Origin of the sequence: Gloeobacter violaceus PCC 7421 (genome assembly GCF_000011385.1) — a bacterium.
Lineage (GTDB): Bacteria > Cyanobacteriota > Cyanobacteriia > Gloeobacterales > Gloeobacteraceae > Gloeobacter > Gloeobacter violaceus.
This window is the reverse complement of record NC_005125.1, coordinates 1,132,799-1,151,677: the sequence shown is the minus strand read 5'-3', so window position 1 is coordinate 1,151,677 and position 18,879 is coordinate 1,132,799. Positions and strand designations below refer to the sequence as shown.

Annotated in this window: 15 protein-coding genes; 3 read left to right on the top strand and 12 right to left on the bottom strand. The window is 62.5% G+C overall.

Annotated features, from left to right (window positions below; all coding sequences use genetic code 11):
• Positions 1 to 43 precede the first annotated feature (43 nt).
• Positions 44 to 1,285, bottom strand: coding sequence for a bifunctional folylpolyglutamate synthase/dihydrofolate synthase (locus GLL_RS05575; RefSeq protein WP_011141076.1), 1,242 nt, complete (start codon positions 1,283 to 1,285; stop codon positions 44 to 46).
• A 409-nt stretch (positions 1,286 to 1,694) separates the two neighbouring features.
• Complete coding sequence (mscL, locus tag GLL_RS05570; RefSeq protein WP_164928676.1) at positions 1,695 to 2,111, bottom strand: large conductance mechanosensitive channel protein MscL; 417 nt, start codon at positions 2,109 to 2,111, stop codon at positions 1,695 to 1,697.
• Positions 2,112 to 2,294: 183 nt separating this feature from the next.
• Here mscL and GLL_RS05565 point away from each other — a divergent pair, with 183 nt between their 5' ends.
• From GLL_RS05565 to GLL_RS05555, 3 genes are all read left to right on the top strand, one after another.
• Positions 2,295 to 2,465, top strand: a complete 171-nt coding sequence (locus GLL_RS05565) for a hypothetical protein (RefSeq protein WP_011141074.1) — start codon at positions 2,295 to 2,297, stop codon at positions 2,463 to 2,465.
• Positions 2,466 to 2,541: 76 nt separating this feature from the next.
• Positions 2,542 to 2,850, top strand: coding sequence for a hypothetical protein (locus GLL_RS05560; RefSeq protein WP_011141073.1), 309 nt, complete (start codon positions 2,542 to 2,544; stop codon positions 2,848 to 2,850).
• A gap of 4 nt (positions 2,851 to 2,854) precedes the next feature.
• A complete protein-coding gene (locus GLL_RS05555) occupies positions 2,855 to 3,346 on the top strand; it encodes a host attachment protein (RefSeq protein WP_011141072.1) in 492 nt (163 codons plus the stop codon).
• A 346-nt stretch (positions 3,347 to 3,692) separates the two neighbouring features.
• On the opposite strand, the gene GLL_RS05550 is transcribed toward GLL_RS05555, so the two are convergent.
• The 10 genes from GLL_RS05550 to GLL_RS05505 all read right to left on the bottom strand — a co-directional run bounded on the left by GLL_RS05550 (position 3,693) and on the right by GLL_RS05505 (position 18,856).
• Entirely contained in the window at positions 3,693 to 5,207 is a 1,515-nt protein-coding gene (locus tag GLL_RS05550; protein ID WP_011141071.1) for an iron uptake porin, read from the bottom strand.
• The gene (locus GLL_RS05545; RefSeq protein ID WP_011141070.1) at positions 5,171 to 6,217 is read right to left on the bottom strand and encodes an NAD-dependent epimerase; all 1,047 of its coding nucleotides are present in this window, start codon (positions 6,215 to 6,217) and stop codon (positions 5,171 to 5,173) included. Before GLL_RS05545 ends, GLL_RS05550 begins: the two co-directional genes overlap by 37 nt.
• Positions 6,218 to 6,250: 33 nt before the next feature.
• A complete protein-coding gene (locus GLL_RS05540) occupies positions 6,251 to 8,068 on the bottom strand; it encodes an ABC transporter ATP-binding protein (protein ID WP_011141069.1) in 1,818 nt (605 codons plus the stop codon).
• A 3-nt stretch (positions 8,069 to 8,071) separates the two neighbouring features.
• A complete protein-coding gene (locus tag GLL_RS05535) occupies positions 8,072 to 9,109 on the bottom strand; it encodes a glycosyltransferase family 2 protein (protein WP_164928675.1) in 1,038 nt (345 codons plus the stop codon).
• 23 nt (positions 9,110 to 9,132) lie between these two features.
• On the bottom strand, positions 9,133 to 10,368 hold the full coding sequence (locus tag GLL_RS05530) for a glycosyltransferase family 4 protein (RefSeq protein ID WP_164928674.1): 1,236 nt from the start codon (positions 10,366 to 10,368) through the stop codon (positions 9,133 to 9,135).
• A gap of 66 nt (positions 10,369 to 10,434) precedes the next feature.
• On the bottom strand, positions 10,435 to 11,619 hold the full coding sequence (locus GLL_RS05525; protein ID WP_011141066.1) for a glycosyltransferase family protein: 1,185 nt from the start codon (positions 11,617 to 11,619) through the stop codon (positions 10,435 to 10,437).
• Positions 11,619 to 12,830 (bottom strand): glycosyltransferase family protein, encoded by a 1,212-nt coding sequence (locus tag GLL_RS05520; RefSeq protein ID WP_164928673.1) that lies wholly within the window; start codon positions 12,828 to 12,830, stop codon positions 11,619 to 11,621. The genes GLL_RS05525 and GLL_RS05520 overlap by 1 nt, the downstream gene beginning before the upstream one ends.
• 48 nt (positions 12,831 to 12,878) lie before the next feature.
• On the bottom strand, positions 12,879 to 14,270 hold the full coding sequence (locus tag GLL_RS05515) for a UDP-glucose dehydrogenase family protein (RefSeq protein WP_011141064.1): 1,392 nt from the start codon (positions 14,268 to 14,270) through the stop codon (positions 12,879 to 12,881).
• A 550-nt stretch (positions 14,271 to 14,820) separates the two neighbouring features.
• Positions 14,821 to 17,748: a CHAT domain-containing tetratricopeptide repeat protein gene (locus GLL_RS05510; RefSeq protein WP_011141063.1), complete on the bottom strand. Its 2,928-nt coding sequence runs from the start codon at positions 17,746 to 17,748 to the stop codon at positions 14,821 to 14,823.
• A gap of 124 nt (positions 17,749 to 17,872) precedes the next feature.
• The gene (locus GLL_RS05505; protein ID WP_011141062.1) at positions 17,873 to 18,856 is read right to left on the bottom strand and encodes an FG-GAP repeat domain-containing protein; all 984 of its coding nucleotides are present in this window, start codon (positions 18,854 to 18,856) and stop codon (positions 17,873 to 17,875) included.
• Between the last annotated feature and the right edge of the window lie 23 nt (positions 18,857 to 18,879).

The following is an 18,879-nucleotide window of genomic DNA, read 5'->3' as shown; positions in this document are numbered from 1 at the left end:
GTTGGTCCCGAAGGTCTTCCAGCCGCAGCGGCCACGAATCGCTTCATTGCTTTTGGAGGCGCGGCCAGTCCCGCAGCACCGCCCCCGCCAGGTACAAAGAGCCGGCGATCACCGTCAACTGCTCTGTATCGCTAAGCTGAAGGGCTTCAGAAAAACCGGAGGCGCTTGCGATGGAGTGTATGCCCATGGTCTGCGCCATGGAGGCCAGCCTCTCGGGCGGATGGGAGCGGGCGTCGGGAACGGGGACGGCTACAAAAGCGTCGCCCGGACGGAGCAAAGCTTTTAAGACGGCTCGCGCGTCCTTGCTTTCGAGAATGCCCACGATCCAGCGGATGGATTCTTTGGGGTGGAGGGTATCCAGATAGCGGCGCAGGTACACGGCACTGTCTTCGTTGTGGGCACCGTCGAGCAGCAACCGTTCGCCAAGCCACTGGTAGCGTCCCGGCCAAACGGTGTTTTCGAGGCCGGTGCGGATCGCTGTTTCATCAATGGGCAGTCCCCGCTCCCGGAGCACTTGGCAGGTGGCGAGGGCGGTGGCGCTGTTTTGCAGCTGTACCCCACCTGCGAGGGGGAGCCGGTAACGAAATCCTTGCCACTGCGCCTCACCCGGGGCGACCTCGTGGGCAGGCTCGGCCAAGGTGATCACAACGCCCAACGCCAGTGCCTTTTCAGTGACCACCTGCATCGCTTCCGGGGCCAGCGGCGCGCAGACCAGGGGGCAGCCGGACCGCAAAATCCCGGCTTTTTCGGCGGCGATGGCCGCCAGCGTGGAGCCGAGTTGGTCGCAGTGATCCAGGCCGATACCGGTGATCACGCTCGCCGGCGGCTGCTCGAAGACGTTGGTGGCGTCGAGTCGTCCGCCCAGTCCGACCTCGACTACCGCCACTTCGACGGCAGATTGGGCAAAGTGCAAGAACGCAGCGGCCGTGACAATCTCGAACTGGGTAGGCTCCCCCAAACTTTTCGGCAAATGCTCGGCGGAGGCTTTCACTTTTGCCAGGCACGCCTGCAAAGCCCCATCCGAGATAAAAGCACCGTCAATCCAGATGCGCTCGTTCCAGTCGAGCAAATGGGGTGAAGTGTAGCGCCCCGTCCGATACCCGGCCGTCTGCAAAATATGGCTCAGATAAGCGCAGACCGAGCCTTTACCATTGGTCCCCGCCACATGCACGGCTTGGAAGGCAACCTGCGGCTCCCCCAGGCGCTTAAGCAGCGCCTGGATGCGCTCCAAGCCCAGGTGAACGCCAAATTTTTGCAGGTGATCGAGATAACCTCCAGCCGTCATTGGTTTGGGTAGTAGATATCTACATTATTTGGACTATTGTGACGCACTGGACACTCCTGCAGCTCAGTGGCGAGCCAGCCCCATCGCCGCAGTCGACACGCGTCGTGCAGGCCCTAAAAGAATAAGCCCAGCCCACCCACAGAGTCTCGTTCCCAGCCGTGCCTTGAAGTCCGGGGGGTGTCGGGGGGCCGGCAGCCCCTCGACGCGGGGAGGGGGAGAGCGCGAGAGGGGAACCCGAAGGGGGTTCCGCCTCTCGCTCCACAGACTGTCGTGCAAGACCAAAGAACCGGAGAACCCAAAAGTGGAAGTACCCGATCGGCTCGGCGCGCGACGTTTTCTTTTTTGATCGCGGACGGGAGACAGCTCCATAGTTGCCGGCTGACGGTAAAAAATTCGGGAATGCTGCGGCTCACTTCGTCGGCGAACCCACCAGCACCGAAGTACAAAAAGGGCAGCGGCGCGCATCGATCGCAATTTCGCTGGTGCATTCGGGACATTTCTTGGTGGTCGGGTCGGGGGACGGTTCCTTGTGCGCCCGCGCAATCAGGGCGTTGAGCGGCAGCACGATCAAAAAGTAGACCACCGCCGCGATGATCAAAAACGAGATGATCGCGTTGATGAACTGGCCGTACATGAACTTGCTGTTGTTGATCGTGAAGTAGAGACCCGAGAAATCCGGCTGGCCGCCGATGGCGGCAATCAGCGGGGTGATGAATCCTGAAACCAGGGTTTCGACGATCTTTCCGAAGGCGGCACCGATGACCACGCCCACGGCCAAGTCGACGACATTCCCCCGCAGCAAAAATTGTTTGAATCCGTCCAGCATCTTGGAACCTCCAATGGTCGAGATAAACATACGTGAATAATCTCAGAAAGTCGGCTGCTTTTCTTGTATGGAAGCGTTGCTTTACCGAGCTGTATCGCCTGTGGGTGAGTATACGTCGCCCATCCGGGGACAGTCGGCAAGCTTCCCGAAAATTTCAGTTGAGGCCGTTTACTCTGCGTCTGAATGCTGGGGCATTTTCAAAGATTTTTTGCGCCCCGGCTCCAGATTCCGCCGGTAGCGTATTCTGCGCTACTAAGTACCCAACACTGTCTGCTGTTTTTGCCGCCGGAGCACCCGTTTGCGGGCACCGGCCGCGAAATCGCCCTGGATGGGATCACCAAACTGCTCGAATAAGCGCGGTGGCTGTTTCCCAGGTTTTTCACCTTTTTTGCTTACTTTGAAATTGGCTACAGACAGGGAGGCTCGGCGTATGACAGGCAAAATTGACACCGAAGCATTTCTGGCGTCCGTGGGGCGCATTGCCCGCGCGGTCGATCCGATTTTGAGGGTGATCCCCCGCGATGAGAGCCGCTGCACGGTGCTCTACCCCGGTCTGGGCGATCAAGTCTGGGTGAAGGTCGGCCCCCGCGAGGGGTTGTTCCATGTTTTCAAGTCGCGCCTCAGCGAGCCGAAACCTGCCCACCTCGGTCTGATTACCCCGGCGGGCGCCGACTTTCTCAGGCAAGTATTGAGCGAGTACGTCGAGGAAGTGGGCCATCCGAATATCCGCATGCTGTAATGACATGAACGATATCCTGGTACTGGCGATCGACGCGGCGCGCGCCCGTTTTTTGGCCCTGGAGCGGCCGGAATTTCCCGAGTGGGAGCCTGGGCCGACGCTTGTCGAAGGGGAGACGCTCATCAACGCCGAGCGCGAGGCCGCCGGGCGGCAGCTGTGGTCTGAGACCAAGACGGGGCGCAACCGTGGACCAGGGGCTGGTCCTGCCCACGCCTACGACGATCACCGCGAAAACCACGCGGAGGAGTTTGAGCGGCGCTTTGCTAGGTTGGCCGCCCAGGAGGCCGCCCACCGCGCCGATCGGTGTCAGGCGCGCCAGGTGGTGCTGGTGGCGGAGCGGCGGATGCTCGGGTTTGTCCGCGAGGCGCTCGCTCCGCTGCTGGGCGCTCAGGTGCGCCTGGAGGAGTTGGCAAAGGATCTCTGCAAACTGAGGGCGGCTGAGTTGCAGGCGCATCTGGCCGGGGAAAATTTGTTGCCGGCGCACCGGCGGCCATAGAGCAGTTTGAAGTTGCCCAGATGATAGTTTTCAGCCTGGCGGTTGGTTTTGCACGAGGATCTGTGGGTGCGAGAGGTGGAACCCCCTTCGGGTTCCCCTCTCGCGCTCTCCTCCTCCCCGCGTCGAGGGGCTGCCGGCCCCCCGACACCCCCCGGACTTAGCGGCATGGTTGGGAACGAGAATTGGCGGGTGGGCTGGGCTTATTCTTCCAGTGCGTGCACGACGCGTGTCGACTGCGGCGATGGGGCTGGCTCGCCGTTGGGCTGCAAAGGCATTGGGGTGTGGGGCGGCTCAGGCAAACGCTGTGCAAAATTGGACAGGAAACGGTTTTTCCCTGGCACCTACTCTAAAAATCGAACGTTGCGCGCAGGGTGCCGACCTGCACTGTTGGGTTGTTTCGGTTGTTTTCGGGGTTGAAGATTGTGAGTAAGCCAGGGGTGATCGAGATGCGGTCGGTGAGGCGGATGCGGTAGAAAATTTCTAGATGCACCGCCCCGTCCGGGTCCTGGAATTTGTTTCCCAGGTCGCTACGCGTGACGCGGGGCGGTTGGCCGATTACCAGGCCGCCCAGGTTGCCCTTGCCTGCTAGATCTGCAAAGGCAAAGGAGAGTGCGTAGTTGACGATGCTGGATCCTGGACGGCCGGGCAGATCTTCGGCGCGCGCCTCGGTGAGGCCGAACCAGCCGCCGATTTGAAAGCCTGGGGAAATCTTCCAGAACCCCTGCAGGCCGTAGGAATCGGCGAAGGTGCGCTTGCTGTCGCCGTCGAAGGGGTCGTTGGCCAGGTCGCTGCCGGTGCCGGTGTCGGTGGCGTTGAAGGTGCGGATATAGCTCAAGCCAATCCCTGTGGTCTTGCTCGGCTGGAAATTCAATTGCGCGAGTATCCCGGTGGGCAGGAAGCGGTCGGTCTGCCTGACATCGTCGAGATCGTCGTCCTCGGCCAGGGAGCCGAAGTCGGCCACGAAACCCGCCGAGAGGGTGAGGGTCTTGGTGGCCTCCCAGCGCACGCCCACGCCGGTGCCGCTGATGAGTCGGTAAATGGCGTTGCGCTGGCCGAAGCGCGAAATGGCACCGCTGCCGGTGCTGCCCACCAGCGGATGGAGTGCGTCGGTGAAGTCGTCGAGGCGGCCCCCCAGGGCTCCGATGTAGACGCGCAGATTTTTGGCGAGGTCGAAGCGGTACTCCAGGCGGGCGACGTTGAAGACCCGGTTGGTGTTGCCCCCTACCCCGAGACGGGCCATGTCGGTGCCGGCAAGCGAACCGTAGTTGGGAAAGTCGCCTGCCTGCAGCCGCACCCGCAGGCGGTCGTTGCGGCCGAAGGTCGTGTCGAAGGTGAGGCGCGCCCGGCCGCTAAAGCGCACGGCGGTGCTGTCCCCCTCGTCGTCGTCGAGCGTGTTGCTGAGGGTGCTCAGGCCGAAGATCACCTGGCCGCTCATGGTGGTTTTGCTGTCAAACGGGGCGTACCTGGCCCGGTCCAGGCGCTTTTCGAGGTTTTCGAGGCGGGCGGTGAGCCCTTCGCGCTCGGGAAGAAACTCCAGTTGCAGCCGCCGCAGGGCGTCGAATTGTTCGGCATCCAGCGCATTCGCCTGTTGCGCCGATTTTTCGACGGCCGCGAGCACCCGACCGAGGCGAACGGCAAATTCGGCGCGCGAGATGAGCTGTGCATGCGGACGGGCAGGGTCCGGCAGACCCAGCTGCCGCTCCAGGCTCGTAAGCGTGCGCTCGGCCCACTCGCCTGAGCGCACATCCGCCAGCTGCGAGACGGCAGGGTCCGGCTCAGCTGTCAGTGGCTCCGCCCCGAGCAACAGCGAGGCGAGCAGGGCGGCTAACCCGCGACTTCGACGGGCGCTACGGCGGGCCATCGCGGGCGGACGGTGGTGGTGGTGCGCACAACGGGCGAAGCGGCACTCAGGTAATCGCGGTACCAGCAGACGAAGCGCTCGATGCCGACGGTGAGTGGGGTGCTCGGTTTGAAGCCGACTTCGCGCATCAGGTCGTCCACATCGGCGCAGGTGGCGGGCACATCGCCAGGTTGCATCGGCAGCAGGTTTTTCACGGCCCGCTTGCCCAGGGCCTGCTCGATGACTTCGATAAATTCAATCAGACTCACCGGCTGGTGGTTGCCGATGTTGTAGATGCGGTAGGGGGCAGCTCCTGCATGGGTGGGAACGCGGGGGAGGAGGCGGACGATGCCCTCGACGATGTCGTCGATATAGGTGAAGTCGCGCTGCATGTGGCCGTGGTTGTAGACGTCGATGGGCTTGCCTGCTTCGATGGCCTGGACGAACTTGAAATAGGCCATGTCCGGCCGTCCCCAGGGGCCGTAGACGGTAAAAAAGCGCAGGCCCGTGGTCGGCAGGGCGTACAGGTGGCTGTAGGCGTGGGCCATCAACTCGTTCGCTTTTTTGGTGGCGGCGTAGAGCGAGACCGGGTGATCGACGTTGTCGCTCACCGAGAAGGGTGCTTTGGTGTTGGCGCCGTAGACCGAACTGGAGGAGGCGTAGACCAGATGCCCGATGCCGCTGGTGCGGCAGCACTCCAGCAGGTTGACGAAGCCGCTCAGGTTGCTGTCGACGTAGGCGAAGGGATTTTTGAGCGAATAGCGCACGCCTGCCTGGGCCGCCAGGTGGACGACACAGTCGAACGATTCGCTTTCAAATAGTTCGAACATGGCCGGGCGGCGGGCGATATCGAGGTGCCGGAAGGTAAATTGCGGGTGCGGCACCAGCCGCGCGAGCCGCGCTTCTTTGAGGCGCACGTCGTAATAGCTGTTGAGGTTGTCGATGCCGTAGACTTTGCTGCCTTCCTGGAGCAGACGCGCCGCCAGGTGGTAGCCGATGAAGCCGGCTACCCCGGTGATTAAGACTTTCATGGCTTGACTCGCTGGATGTAGGTGTGGATGGTGTCAGGGCTTGCCCGAGGCGGCGGCCGGCACCTGACACCGGTAGAGGGCGGCGTAGCGCCCGCCCGCGCGCAACAGTTCTGTGTGGCTGCCCTGCTCGACGAGCCGGCCCGCTTCGATAAAGAAAATCCGTTCGGCGCTGCAGGCTGCCTGCAGGTCGTGGGAGATCAGAATGGTCGTGCGGCCTTGGGTGAGGCGTTCGAGCGCTTCGTTGACCGCCTGCTCGCTGGCACCGTCCAGGCCGACGGTCGGTTCGTCGAGCACGACGATGGGTGAGCGGCGCACGGCGGCGCGGGCGATGGCGATGCGCTGGCGCTGGCCGCCGGAGAGGCTGGCGCCCCGCTCGCCCAGGATCGTGTCGTAGCCCTGGGGAAGCGCTTCGATGAAGCTGTGGGCGTTGGCGAGGCGGGCGGCCGCTTCGACCTCCACGCCGGTGGTGCCGGGGGCGCCGTAGGCGATGTTGTCGCGCACGCTCACCGCGAAGAGCACGCTCTCCTGCAGGACGATGCTCACCTGGCGGCGCAACGAATCGAGCTTGTAGCTGCGCGCGTCGTGTCCGTCGATGAGCACCCGTCCGGCGCTCGGGTCGTAGAGGCGCAAGATCAGGCTTGCCAGGGTCGATTTGCCGCCGCCGGAGGGACCGACCAGGGCGATGCGTTCACCCGGGGCGATCGTGAAATCGAGATCTTCGAGGATTGGACTGCCCGGCTGGTAGCCGAAGCTCACCCCCTCGAAGCGGATCGCCCCGGTAAGGGGCGGGGCTTCGACGGCCCCCGGCAGATCCCGGACGTCCGGGACGCTGTCGATCACTTCGACCACCCGCTCGCCGGAGGCGGTGGCCTTGGCGATCTGACCGGTGTACTTGGCCAGGTAGCGCATCGGCTTGAAGGCCGTCTTCAAGTAGGTGACAAAAACCAGCAGATCGCCGGGGGTGAGGGCGCGCTCCAGCACCAGTTGCGCTCCGCGCCAGAGCACCAGGGCGATGGCCGCCCCGACCAACAGTTCGACGGTGCGCTCCAGCCCCGCCGCCAGTTGCTGGGCGCGCTCGCCCTCTTTGAGACTTTTGAGGTTGTCGCGTTTGAAGGAGCGCTCCAACAGCCCCTGCAGCGAGAGGGCCTGCACCACCTTGATGGCGCCGATCGACTCGGCGGCGCTCGCGGCCATCGCCCCTTCGCGGCGGCGCTGGGTACGGGCGACTTTGTGGATGCGGCCGGTGAGGCGCACCGTCGAGACTAAAAACACCGGCAAGATGGCGGCGGCGAGCAGGGCCAGCTCGAAGTTGAGCCAGAACATCACCGCGAGCATCCCGAAGAGGGTCAGAAAGTTGGTGAGCAAAGGCAGTGCCGCGGTGACGGTCACCTCCCGCAGCCGTTCGGTGTCGCTGGTGACCCGGGCGATCAGATCTCCGCTTTTGTGGCGGCTATGAAAAGCGAGGGAGAGGCGCTGGATCTGGCTGTAGAGCCGGGCGCGCACCTCGCTCATCACCTGGGTGGCCACCAGCGACATGCCGACCACCGCCAGGTAGGCAGCCCCGGCCCGGAGGGCGGCGATCGCCACCAGGCCGAGGGCAAGGGCGGTGAGCACCACCGTCGGTTCGGCCCCGGCCAGGGGAGCCGGGAGCACAGCACCCGATTGGGGCAGGATCACCGTGTCGAAGATGTACTTCAGCGGCCACGGTTCCAACAGCCGCAGGGCGGTCTCGGCGATCAGGGCACTAAACGACCCGGCAAGCAGCAGTTTTTGCTTGCGGATCTCAGGCCAGAAGCAGCGCAGGATGCGGCCAAAACCCGGCAGGTTCAGCTTGGGAACGCGCAGGTGCATGGCTTACTCCTGGGCCGCAGCGGCAGTCGGTACCGGCGCGGGTGGTACAGTAGCGGACGCACCCAGGCGGTCGGTGAGGTAGCGGTTGAGCTGCTTCTCCATCTCAGAGAGCATCGCCTCCAGTTCGGCGTCGTACTCGCCGCCGAGGCTCAGGGCGCGCACCAGCGGGCGCAAGAACGCCTGGTGGCGCCGGTGGCCGAGGCGGTCGAGGCGCTTTTGAAAGTACTTGTCCTTAGCCAGGCCCCACTTCTTGCGAAAATGCTTGAGGCTCGCCAGTTCCCAGGCGTCGCTCCAGCGCAGCAGGAAGTAGGACAGATCCGACCAGTCGAAGGGCGGTCCCGGCACGTAGGTCACCACCGAGTCGGGCTCCACCCAGATGCTGCCCCCCGCCTGCTGCACCGTCAGACAAAAATCGATGTGCTCGCGGGTGCTGAGTAACTTTTCGTCGAGGGGACCGAGGCGGCCCATCAGCGAGGCGCGCACCAGCACGCAGTGAAATTCGGCAAATTCGCAGGGGCGACGGGCGGTCTTGCCCAGCACCTCGGCGAGGGGCCGGTTGACGAAGTAGTGCTTTTCGTGGATGCGGCGCTCGTCGCGGCCGTCTTCACCGGTTTGCTGGAGGATGCGCGCTTCGCCGCCCGCCAGGTGCACGCGCTCCTCGCCGGGAGTGCCGATGCAGACGAGCGGACCGACCACGGCGGCACCGGTGGTCTCGGCGCAGTCGACCAGCCGCTCCAGCCAGCCCGGGGTGACCTGAATGTCGTTATCGACAAATACGACGTAATCGCTGTCGCCGCAGCGGGCCAGGCCCAGGTTGCGCGCCTGGTTGGGGGCCAGGTAGTGTGCGGTGCGAATCAGTTCAAACCCACGAAGGGCGGCTTGCTGTTGCAAGTAGCGCTGCACCGGCTCGGGGGAGCCGCCGTCGACGTAGACGAGCTTGAAAGGGTAGTCCGTGTGGGTATAGAGGCTTTCGAGCGACTCGCGCGTGTAGCTGAAGCGCTCGCGCGGCGAGACGATAAGACAGACAGTTGGCTTGCGCATGGTAAATATCCCAAAGTGCATTGCTAGTGGTCAGCCGCCAGGGGCAGTTCGACGGCGGTGGCAGGCAGGCTATGGGCGGCGGCATCGGTCTGCTGGAGGACGTGCCGGTAGATTTCGCTCCAGTGCTGCTGTTCGATCCAGGGGGCGAGCCATTCGCTGACTTTGTAGCGGGCGGCTTCTCCCAGTTGGCGGCGCAGATCCGGCGAAGCGACGAGGCGGCCCAGGGCGGCTGCGAGGGCTTCGCTGTCGCAGGGGGGAACCAAAAGCGCGTCGCGCTCGTGATCCAGAATTTCGCCGATGGCGTCCGCGCGGGTGCCCACGATCGCCCGGCCCGCCGTCATCGCCTCCAGTAGGGCGTTCGGGCAGCCGTCGTGCAGCGAAGGGATGACGAAGATATCGAGGAGGGCGTAGCAGGCGAGCGCCTGCTCGCGGGGCAATAGTCCCGTTACCACCAGCCGGTCGCCCAGGCCGGCATTTTCGACTTCCAATTGCCAGTAGGCGGCTTCTTTGGGCACGAAGTCTCCCACCAGCAGCAGGGTAACGTCGAGCGATTCGGCCAGCAGGCGGCCGCAGGCATCCAGCAGAAATTCGATCCCTTTTTTGTCGCGGAAGCGGCCGACCGAGCCAATGACGGTGCCGCTCAGGGGAGGGACGGGGGGATCCCCGACATGCTCAAAGCGCACCGGGTCGATCGAATTCCAGAAAGCCGACGATTTGTCGCGGATGGCCGGGGCAAAGAGCGCTGCCCGGCTTTGCAGGTCGCGGCTGACAAAGGTCACCCAGGCGGAATTTTCGAGGGTCCAGACCATCTGGGCGTGCAGTAGCGGGCTGAACATGTGCTTGTGGATGTCCGAGCCGCGGATGCTGTTGATCACCGGCACGCCGTATTCGCGGCCGAGCAGGGTGAACAGATAGCCTGTCTCGCTCAAGAAAAAGGCGTGCAGCACATCGAAGCTGTAGCGCCGGTGCAGGGCGCACAGCTGAAAGTACAGATCGCTCAGCATCTCCTGTTTGGAGGCATCGGCGGAGCGGATGGGCGGTTTGAGGCGGTGGACGCTCAGGCCGTCCTGCTCGGTGGTGAGGCACTGGGCGCGGCGCGGACCCTGGCTTAGCACAGCCTTAGGTTCCGAGCGAAAGACGGCGATGTGCACTTCGTAGCCCAGATCCCGCAGGAAGTGGGCGATGCGGTGGACCGATTCGCCGACCCCCCCGACATCGGGGGGAAATTCAAGGGTTGCGATGCAGACTTTCAGGCTCATGGCGGCTCTCACACCTCGGTAGCGGTTGGTGATGGTAGTGGGGTGCGGTGCAACCCTGCCCCGGGATCAACGGCAATGGCCGACGGCGGCGGTGGGCAGGGCGGGGGCAAGCAGGGCGCGGAGGTGTCCTGCCGTGCGCGCCACGCCGTCGAGGTCGAAATGAAAAGTCGTGGGCTCGCGCTCCAGGCAGGCGAGGATTTTGCGGGCGAAGCGCTCCGGCAGCAGCTCCTCCGGGTGGATGCGGGCGACGACGCCCAGGTCTTCGAGTTTTTGGGAGCGGATCGTTTGCTCGAGATCGTCGTTGCCGGTAAAAGCGAGCAGCATCGCCCGCACGCCGGTAGTCAGCACGTTCATCGTCGTGTTGTAGCCGGACATGCTGATCGACAGGTCGGCTTTTTGCAGGTAACTGAGTAGATGGGGCGTGTAGCGCTCGACGGTGGTGCGCGGCAAGGAAGTGGCCAGCGCTCGGAAGCGCTCGAAGGTCTCCTCGGGCATAAACGGTCCGCAGAAGATGGCGAAGCGGTGCGGCAGCCGGTCCTGGAGGATCCCGGAAGCGCCGATGGTCGATGCGATCAGTTCGTGGCCGAAGCGGCCGCCGCCGATGCTCGTGACGATGAGCGGCCCGGCGGGCAGGGCTGCGGGCGGGGCCGGGGGCGGCTGCTGGACGACGTAGCCGGTGTAGTGCACCGGGCAAGTCAGATCCGCCACCCGCGAAAAAGTCTCCTCCAACGGCTGGAAGCGCGGGTCGCCGTGCACCAGCAGCAAGTCGAAATAGCGGTTCATCAGTTGGCAGACTTTTTGTTCGTGCTTGGCCTGGTCCTGCTTGGTGACCACGATGTCGCGCAGGCTGCAGATCACTTTGGTCCGACCCCCGGCGCGGGCGGCTTCCAATAGCGGCACCAGTTCAAAGGAAAACCGGCGCCGGCCGAAGGGAAACAGCTCGATCACAAGCGCGTCGGGAGCAAACCGGTGCAAGATCGCGAGCAACCGGTCGCGGCGGGCCGCCTGGACGGCTTCGAGATCGTCCGCCTGACCGACGACAGTCAGGGTGCGAAAGGCGGCGTCGGTCTTGATGGCGGGCAGGTTGATCACTTCGATCCCCGCCGGTACCTCGAAGCCCGGCACCTGCTCGCCGCCGTTGATGAAGCACACCTGAAAATCGTCCGCCAGGCCGCGGACAATTTCCATGCTGCGGACCAGATGGCCCATGCCCAAAATGTGCTGGCAGTAAAAAAGAAGCTTCTTTTTCATCAGCTGGCGACCTCCAGAGGCGGCAGAGCCGGAACGTAAGCGGGTGGGACGGGCGTTTCGCCGCCGGGAAGCAGGTGGTGGGTGATGCGGCCCAGGGCGTTGAGATCAAAGCGCGCGCAGGGAGGACGGACAGGCTGAGCGAGGGCGCTCTGCACGGCTGTGTACAATTCGCCCGCCTGGATGCGGTCGGGGTGAAGGGCGGTGAGCAGCCCCATGTGTTCGAGCCGCGAGGAGCGGATCCACTGTTCTTCGACCGGCCGCACGCGCGGAACCACCACCGCCCGCTTACCGAGGGTAAGGATTTCGCAGATGGTGTTGTAGCCGCCCATGGAGACCACCGCGTCCGCGGCGGCTATACAACTGGTCAGATCGTCGGTAAATTCGAGCATGTGCAGGTGCGGCAGGCGCGTCGCGGCGGCAAAGCAGTCCCGGCGGCGCTCGGCGGGCATCTCCGGCCCGAGGATCACCAGACTGTGAAAAGCCCCGTCTGGCGAGCGTTCGAGGTCCGCCAGATACCGCTCGACCAGCTGAAAGCCGTCCTCACCTCCACCCGGGGTGACCAGCACCAGCGGCCGGTCCGCTGCGATACCGAGACCGGTGCGGATTTGGGCGATCGACTGCACCCCGGCGGGCTTGGCGATGTAGCCGCAGTAGTGCACTTTGCGGGCAGTCGCCTGGGGAAGTTGATACTCGCGCACCAGATCGAACACCTGGGGCATACCCGCCACCAGAATCGATGCGTAGAATTTCTCGATCGTCTTATGAAAGCCCTGCTTCTGCCACAGGGCGATCGTCGCTTCCGGGCGGTCGAGAATGTCGCGCAACAGCAGCACGCAGCGCGTCGGCGGCAGCATCTGCTCGACGTAGTAAAGCGTATCCTCCAGTTCGCCCTCCAGGCCGCGGGGGTTCTTGTCGACCAGCAGCACGTCCGGGTGAAAGTGGGCCACCGCCTGCAAGATCAGCTCCGAGCGCAGGCGCACGGTTTCAGCGAGGCCGGTCTTGAGGTACTTGGCGGTGGGCCGTCCGGTCTGGCCGCGGTTGAGGCAGGGCAGCTTGATGTAGTCGAGGCCCTCAGGGAGCCGGAAGCTGTGCAGCATCGGCGAGCCGGAGATGAGCAAGATGGACAGATCTTCGGTCGTGGCAAGCAAGTGTTCGCAAATGGCGATCATCCTGCGCACATTGCCGAGGCCGTAGGAATCGTGAGAATACACGGTAATTCTCATCGCCGCAGGTCCTTGTGTGAGTGTGGATGCGAAAGGTCAGCCGGCGATGGCGAGCACCGGCGCCGCTTTTTCGGGGGCGGCCGGCGCCGCTTTGGCCCCGGGTTTGCCGATGCCCACGTAGGTAAAGCCCGCCGCTGCGAGAATCTGGGGATCGAGAAAGTTGCGCCCGTCCACGATTAGCGCTCTTGCCATCGACCGGGCCAGGCCGGCGTAGTCGAGGGTACGAAATTCGGCCCACTCGGTCACCAGCACCAGGGCGTCGCAACCGACTGCGAGGCTCTCGGGGCAGACGGCCACACCCGCTTCGAGGCCCGCGGGCGGACGCTCCGGGCGGACGGTCGGGTCGTAGGCTTTCACCCGAGCCCCCAATCTCCGGCACTCGGCGGCCAGATCCAAGGCCGGGGCGTCGCGCAGATCGTCGGTATCGGGCTTGAAAGTAAGACCCAACAGACCGATCGTCTTGCCTTTGAGGATACCCAGCGATTGGCGCAATTTTTCGATAGCCAGATAGCGCTGGGAGCGGTTGACCGCCACCGCCGCCGCCAGCAGCTTCGCTTCATAGCCGTAGTCGCAGGCAGTGTGCACCAGGGCTGCGACATCCTTGGGAAAGCAAGATCCTCCCCAACCAAGACCCGCCTGCAAAAATTTGCCGCCGATGCGCGAATCGAGGCCCATGCCCAGGGCCACCTGCTGCACATCGGCGCCGACCCGGTCGCAGATATTGGCTACTTCGTTGATGAAGCTGATTTTGGTGGCCAAAAAGGCGTTCGCCGCGTACTTGATCATCTCGGCAGAGGCCAGGTCCGTCACCACCACCGGCACCGGGGGCAAAGCGGCCTCGGCGGCCACTTGCCGTTGGGTAATCGGTTCATAGAGCTTTTTCATCAAAGCGACGGCCCGCCTGCCGCTGCCCCCAAGCACGATGCGATCCGGATTGAAGGTATCGAATACTGCCGAGCCTTCGCGCAGAAATTCGGGGTTGCTCACGACATCAAAATCGACATCCGGCGCAGCGTTTTCGCTCACCAGCATCCGCACCCAGTCCCCCGAGCCGATGGGCACGGTCGACTTGTTGACGATCACTTTGTAGTTGCCGTCCAGGTGGGTGCCGATCGCCCTAGCCACCGCTTCGACCGCCCGTGTATCGCTCTCGCCGCTCGGCAGAGCCGGGGTGCCGACGGCAATAAAGATCACCTCGCCGTGGCGCACCCCGGCGGCGATATCGGTCGTAAACGCCAGCCGCTGCGCCTGCATCGCCCCGGTCATGATCGTTTCGAGGCCCGGTTCAACAATGGGGGAGATTCCCGCTTGCATCTGGGCGACCTTGGCGGCGTTGTTGTCCACGCCCACAACGTCGTGGCCGATATGGGCCAGACAGGCTCCCGTAACCAAACCAACATAGCCAGTACCGATAACGCAGACGCGCATAAAATAACCCCTCATCAGTTGTTGGCAATTAATCTGATAATCCGGCCGCTCCTACTCAAGACGATCTGACCGGCCGGATTGTCGGCCCGTCGCACTTGCGAGCCTCTAGATTGCTCTGGGCAGATTGTGAAGCGAAGGTAACACCGGCGTGCAATTATTATTCATTCCCACCCGGCAGCCCACGGAGCAACTCCGGCTCAAAAACCCTAATTTGCACCACGCCTGGCCGCAGTCTCCCCGCAAAGCGTGCCAGCCCCAGAAACATCGGCCAAGCCCGCCCACCCCCTCTCCCGCCGACCTCGCCAATAAGTCCGGGGGGGTGTCGGGGGGGTGGCACGCCCCGCGAGGCGGGGAGGTTGGAGAGCGCGAGAGGGGAACCCGAAGGGGGTTCCGCCTCTCGCTCCACAGACCCTCGTGCAAAACCAACTGCCAGATGCCACGATAAAAACCCTTACCCATCAAAGTTGCCAGCCGACCAGCCGTTATCTGGGCAACCAAAAATCGCTCCAACCGCATCGCGAAGCGCAAAGTTGCCTCCCAGCGCCCGGCCCTATCGCCCTGCTGTGCTCTGAAAAAGCCCCTGTACCGGTCGCCAGTCCCCCGAGAGAATAAAGGACGACCAGTAGTACGGATGGCTGTACTGCTTGCTTTTGAGCAAGTTGAGCTGAGCTTTGCGCAGCCCCTCGCCGCGGCCTGCCCCCTGCTGCAACTGCCGGTAGTACTGCACCATCAGATCGCGGGTGCCCTCGTCTTCGACCTGCCAGAGACTCACCAACTGGCTTTCCGCCCCCGCCAGCGTCAGCGCCCGCCGCAGGCCATAGACCCCTTCGCCGCTCGCGATTTCCCCCAACCCCGTCTCGCAGGCCGAAAGCACCACCAGCCGGGTGCCCTGTAAATTCAGCCCCGACAGCTCCAAAGCCGTGAGCGCCCCATCGTCGCCGCCGCTGTCGCGCTGGTTGAACCCGGCCAGGACCAGTCCCGAGCGCAGCAGTGGATTTTTGACCTGCTCCTCAGCTGCCTCCAGAAAAAACCCGTGGGTGGCGATATGCAAAATCCCCGGTCCCTTCACCTGCTTAAGAGCATTCTCGGTAGCATTTCTGCCGGTGAGCACCCGCGCCTCGGGCAGCAACCCGGCGATCGCCTCCGCCTCCTCGGCCGTAGCCGGCAGCGGATCGTAGCGCAGTTTGCCCAGATCCGCCGCGACCGGTTCGGCACTGCGCTTGCGCTCCTCCCCCGCCGAGCGCGTCCGGGCGACTTCGGCATTGTCGAAGTTGGGATTGGCAACGATCAGCGCGGATTGGGCCGCAGGTTGTGAGCGGCCCAGTCTGAGCAAATCCCGACCGGAACTCAGGTAGCTAATCGTGTAGTTCTCGACCAGATAGCGGTTGCGCTCGTCGACCAGGGCGGCAATCGGCAACAAATTAAGCAATCCGTCCGGGGAAATCAAGATCTGGCGGGTATTGCCCAGTTTGCGGCGAATGGGGGCTATCAACTGCTGATCGAGGCGGCGGGCCAGGGGTTTGAGCTTTGCCGCCGAGCGCTCGCCATCCTGTAGACGCTGGCGCAGTGCCGTGGCAGCCGCATTGAGATCTCTAGCCTTTCCCAGATCCAACCACTGCAATCTGCCCTGTCCGTCCAGCAGATAAGCGGCGTATCGCGCTGCTCCAAATTGCTTGTTCCGCTCCGCCGCCTGTACATTTAGCGGTCGGTACTGAACGATCTCGACCAAGGCTGTGTCCGCTGGCAACCGTCGCTGAACCGATTCGAGCGTCACTGAGGTGCTCTGCCGGACGAACTCAGTACTGCGGCGGCTGAGGTTGGCCTCCAACTGCTCCGCCTGGGTCTCCAGAGCTGCCACCTTTGCCCGGTACTGTTCGGGAGTATCGTCTTCCAATCCTCGGAAAACCAGAGCCGCCAAGTTGGAACGGGTTGCCGTCAATTCATCCAGCAGTTTCTGCTCGTTGGGTTCGAGACGCTGGCGCAGTGCGGTGTTGGTATCGCTGAGGACATCGAGCAGTCGTCCTTTGCGGCGCAAGACAGTGGTCATTGCCAGGCGCGCTGCCTCCGCATCCTGTAACGCAACTTGCTGATGAAACCAGAGAGCGGTATCGGTGGTCCTGGCCACGGTCGTCAGGTAATCGCGCTTGCGCTTCTCTGAACCGGTACTGAGAGCAAGCGTCAGGTTGCGCTCTTGAATGTTGAGACTGCGATTGAGTAGCTGTACAGCCGGACCGAGTTTTTTCTGCCGGGCCTGGAGTATGGCCAACTCCTGCAAAGATTCACTGATAGCCGGGTGGTCCGCAGGAAGCGCCTTTTCGCGAATGGCCAAAGCTCGCAGGTGCAAGGGCTCTGCCTGGGAAAGCCGACCCTGGCTACCGTAGAATTCAGCAAGATTGTACAGGCTTTGGGCAACATCTGGATGTTCCGCTCCAAGGCTTTTTTCCCGGCTGGCCAGCGCTTGTTTGAATAAGGGTTCAGCTTGTACATATCTGCCTGTGTATAGATACAGTGTTGCTAGGTCATTAAGACTCGTAGCGGTTCGCGGATGCTCAGGCCCTAGAGCTTTCTCGACGATAGTTAAAGAACGCTTGTAAAGTGGTTCCGCTAAATCATATTTGCCCCAGTCCCGGTACAGATCAGCTAAACCACTACAACTGAGGGCTACGTTTGGATGTTCAGGCCCAAGGGTGCTTTCCAGGATCGATAAAGAGCGACGGAACAACTGCTCCGCTTTTGCATATTGCCCCCCTTGGTTTCTGTATAGTTCAGCGAGATTATTGATACCCATGGCCACGTTAGGATGGGTTGGGCTGAAAGCTTTCTCCAGAATTGCCACGGCACGACGCAGCAAGGGTTCAGCCTCAACATATTTGCCCTGGTTGCCGTATAGAGTAGTAAGATTGCTTAAATTTCTAGCTACATCTGGATGTTCTGAGCCTAAAGAGCGCTCCCGTATGGCTAAAGCACGGAGCAGTAAGGGTTCGGCTTCAACATACTTGCCCTGGCTATTATAGAGAGCTGCAAAGTTACTTAGGCTTCTGGCCACATCCGGGTGTTGTATACCCAGGGTTTCCTCGCGTATTGCCAAAGCTCGACGCAACAGGGGTTCAGCCTGTTCATACTCTCCTTTGCGGATGTAGAGAACAGCTAAGTCGTTCAGGCTTGTAGACACTTCTGAATGCTGCGGGCCAAGAGTGCTTTCTCGAATTGTCAAGGCTTGCTGGGCCAGTGGAACCGCCTCTGCATACTTACCACTGTCCCGCAGCTTTTCCACCTGAGTACTTAGATCTTTTGCTTCTTCTAGTCGCAAAGCTGATGCACTGACATCACCGGTTTGGTGCTGGGCATCGACCGGGTGGAGAGAACTGAAAAGAAAGCCAATTAGCAAACCTAGTCGCGCCCCATAGGTAGACAGAGCCCTGACCTTACTTGCTTTACTTTTGTTGGTCACCTGCAGCCTTTTCTCCAGCAGTCCCATGCACTCAGGCGAGAGGAGGAGTCAGCTGCGATAATAGTCGCTTTCTACCGAGCACGCATCATCAGCCCAGGGTACTGTGTAAGCAGGTGAACAACCATCTCGCTTAGAGCGTCCGCATTCAACCTCAATTCTGGCTGTAGTTTATAGCTTGTGAGTCGAAAAACCAGAACGAATTTTTCCCCTGTGTTTGGGGGGTGTTCGCCAAGCCCTTGCTGGCCGTGCGATCCACCGGTGCGTAAACGTTCACCGGCGGCAAGAAGGGTGTCGAGGAGACTTTTGTGCCGTTCAGGTTCCAGACGGCGTTCTCGCCGCTGGTCTGGTTGCGCCAGAGGACTTCGGCTTTGCCGTCGTTGTTGAGGTCTTTTGCGCCGCCGATTTGCCAGTTGAGATCGGCCTGGGTGGGCAGGTTGGCGGTCGAGGTGCGGGTGGTACCGTTCATGTACCAGACGGTGTTCTGGCCGGTGGTGCTATTGCGCCAGAGCAAGTCGGGCTTTTTGTCGGCGTTGAAGTCGCCCACACCCACGGCTTGCCAGGCGGTGCCAGTCCAGGCGGGCAACGCGACGGTCGAAGTGCGGGTGGTGCCGTTCATCAACCAGACGGAATTTTCGCCCGTGGCTTTATTGCGCCAGACCAAGTCGGACTTGGCGTCGGCATTGAAGTCGCCCACGCCCACCATCTGCCAGTTCAGATCGCTTTGGGCAGGCAGGGTGACCGTCGAGAGGCGTTGGGTGCCGTTCATCAGCCACACGGAATTCGCACCGGTGGCCTTGTTGCGCCAGATGATATCGGGTTTGCCGTCGGTGTTGAAATCGCCCGTGCCCACGATCTGCCAGTCGGGATTGGTCTCCACCGGCAGATCGGCGAACGAAAGATAGGTAGTGCCGTTCATGAACCACACACCGGTTTTGCCGGCGTTAAAAGTGCCGTAGTTGCGCCAGAGGATGTCCGGCTTGCCGTCGCAATTAAAATCGCTCTGGACGCAGGCGGTCTGGGCGGGTGCGGAGGTGCTTGCCAGCACCAGCGCCACACCGGCCATCGACGCGATCAGCAGGCCCCCCCGGACGCCAATCGCCTGACCTATTACACCTGGAATGTCGAAAATCTTCATGAAAAAATGCTCCTTCGCTACAA

Bases quoted from the DNA above. Each gene is read 5' to 3' on its own strand.
- GLL_RS05525 (WP_011141066.1), bottom strand. From the start codon at position 11,619: ATGAAAAAGAAGCTTCTTTTTTACTGCCAGCACATTTTGGGCATGGGC.
- GLL_RS05515 (WP_011141064.1), bottom strand. From the start codon at position 14,270: ATGCGCGTCTGCGTTATCGGTACTGGCTATGTTGGTTTGGTTACGGGA.
- GLL_RS05545 (WP_011141070.1), bottom strand. From the start codon at position 6,217: ATGAAAGTCTTAATCACCGGGGTAGCCGGCTTCATCGGCTACCACCTG.
- GLL_RS05555 (WP_011141072.1), top strand. From the start codon at position 2,855: ATGAACGATATCCTGGTACTGGCGATCGACGCGGCGCGCGCCCGTTTT.
- mscL (WP_164928676.1), bottom strand. From the start codon at position 2,111: ATGCTGGACGGATTCAAACAATTTTTGCTGCGGGGGAATGTCGTCGAC.
- GLL_RS05530 (WP_164928674.1), bottom strand. From the start codon at position 10,368: ATGAGCCTGAAAGTCTGCATCGCAACCCTTGAATTTCCCCCCGATGTC.
- GLL_RS05560 (WP_011141073.1), top strand. From the start codon at position 2,542: ATGACAGGCAAAATTGACACCGAAGCATTTCTGGCGTCCGTGGGGCGC.
- GLL_RS05550 (WP_011141071.1), bottom strand. From the start codon at position 5,207: ATGGCCCGCCGTAGCGCCCGTCGAAGTCGCGGGTTAGCCGCCCTGCTC.
- GLL_RS05575 (WP_011141076.1), bottom strand. From the start codon at position 1,285: ATGACGGCTGGAGGTTATCTCGATCACCTGCAAAAATTTGGCGTTCAC.
- GLL_RS05505 (WP_011141062.1), bottom strand. From the start codon at position 18,856: ATGAAGATTTTCGACATTCCAGGTGTAATAGGTCAGGCGATTGGCGTC.
- GLL_RS05535 (WP_164928675.1), bottom strand. From the start codon at position 9,109: ATGCGCAAGCCAACTGTCTGTCTTATCGTCTCGCCGCGCGAGCGCTTC.
- GLL_RS05510 (WP_011141063.1), bottom strand. From the start codon at position 17,748: ATGGGACTGCTGGAGAAAAGGCTGCAGGTGACCAACAAAAGTAAAGCA.
- GLL_RS05540 (WP_011141069.1), bottom strand. From the start codon at position 8,068: ATGCACCTGCGCGTTCCCAAGCTGAACCTGCCGGGTTTTGGCCGCATC.
- GLL_RS05565 (WP_011141074.1), top strand. From the start codon at position 2,295: ATGCTGGGGCATTTTCAAAGATTTTTTGCGCCCCGGCTCCAGATTCCG.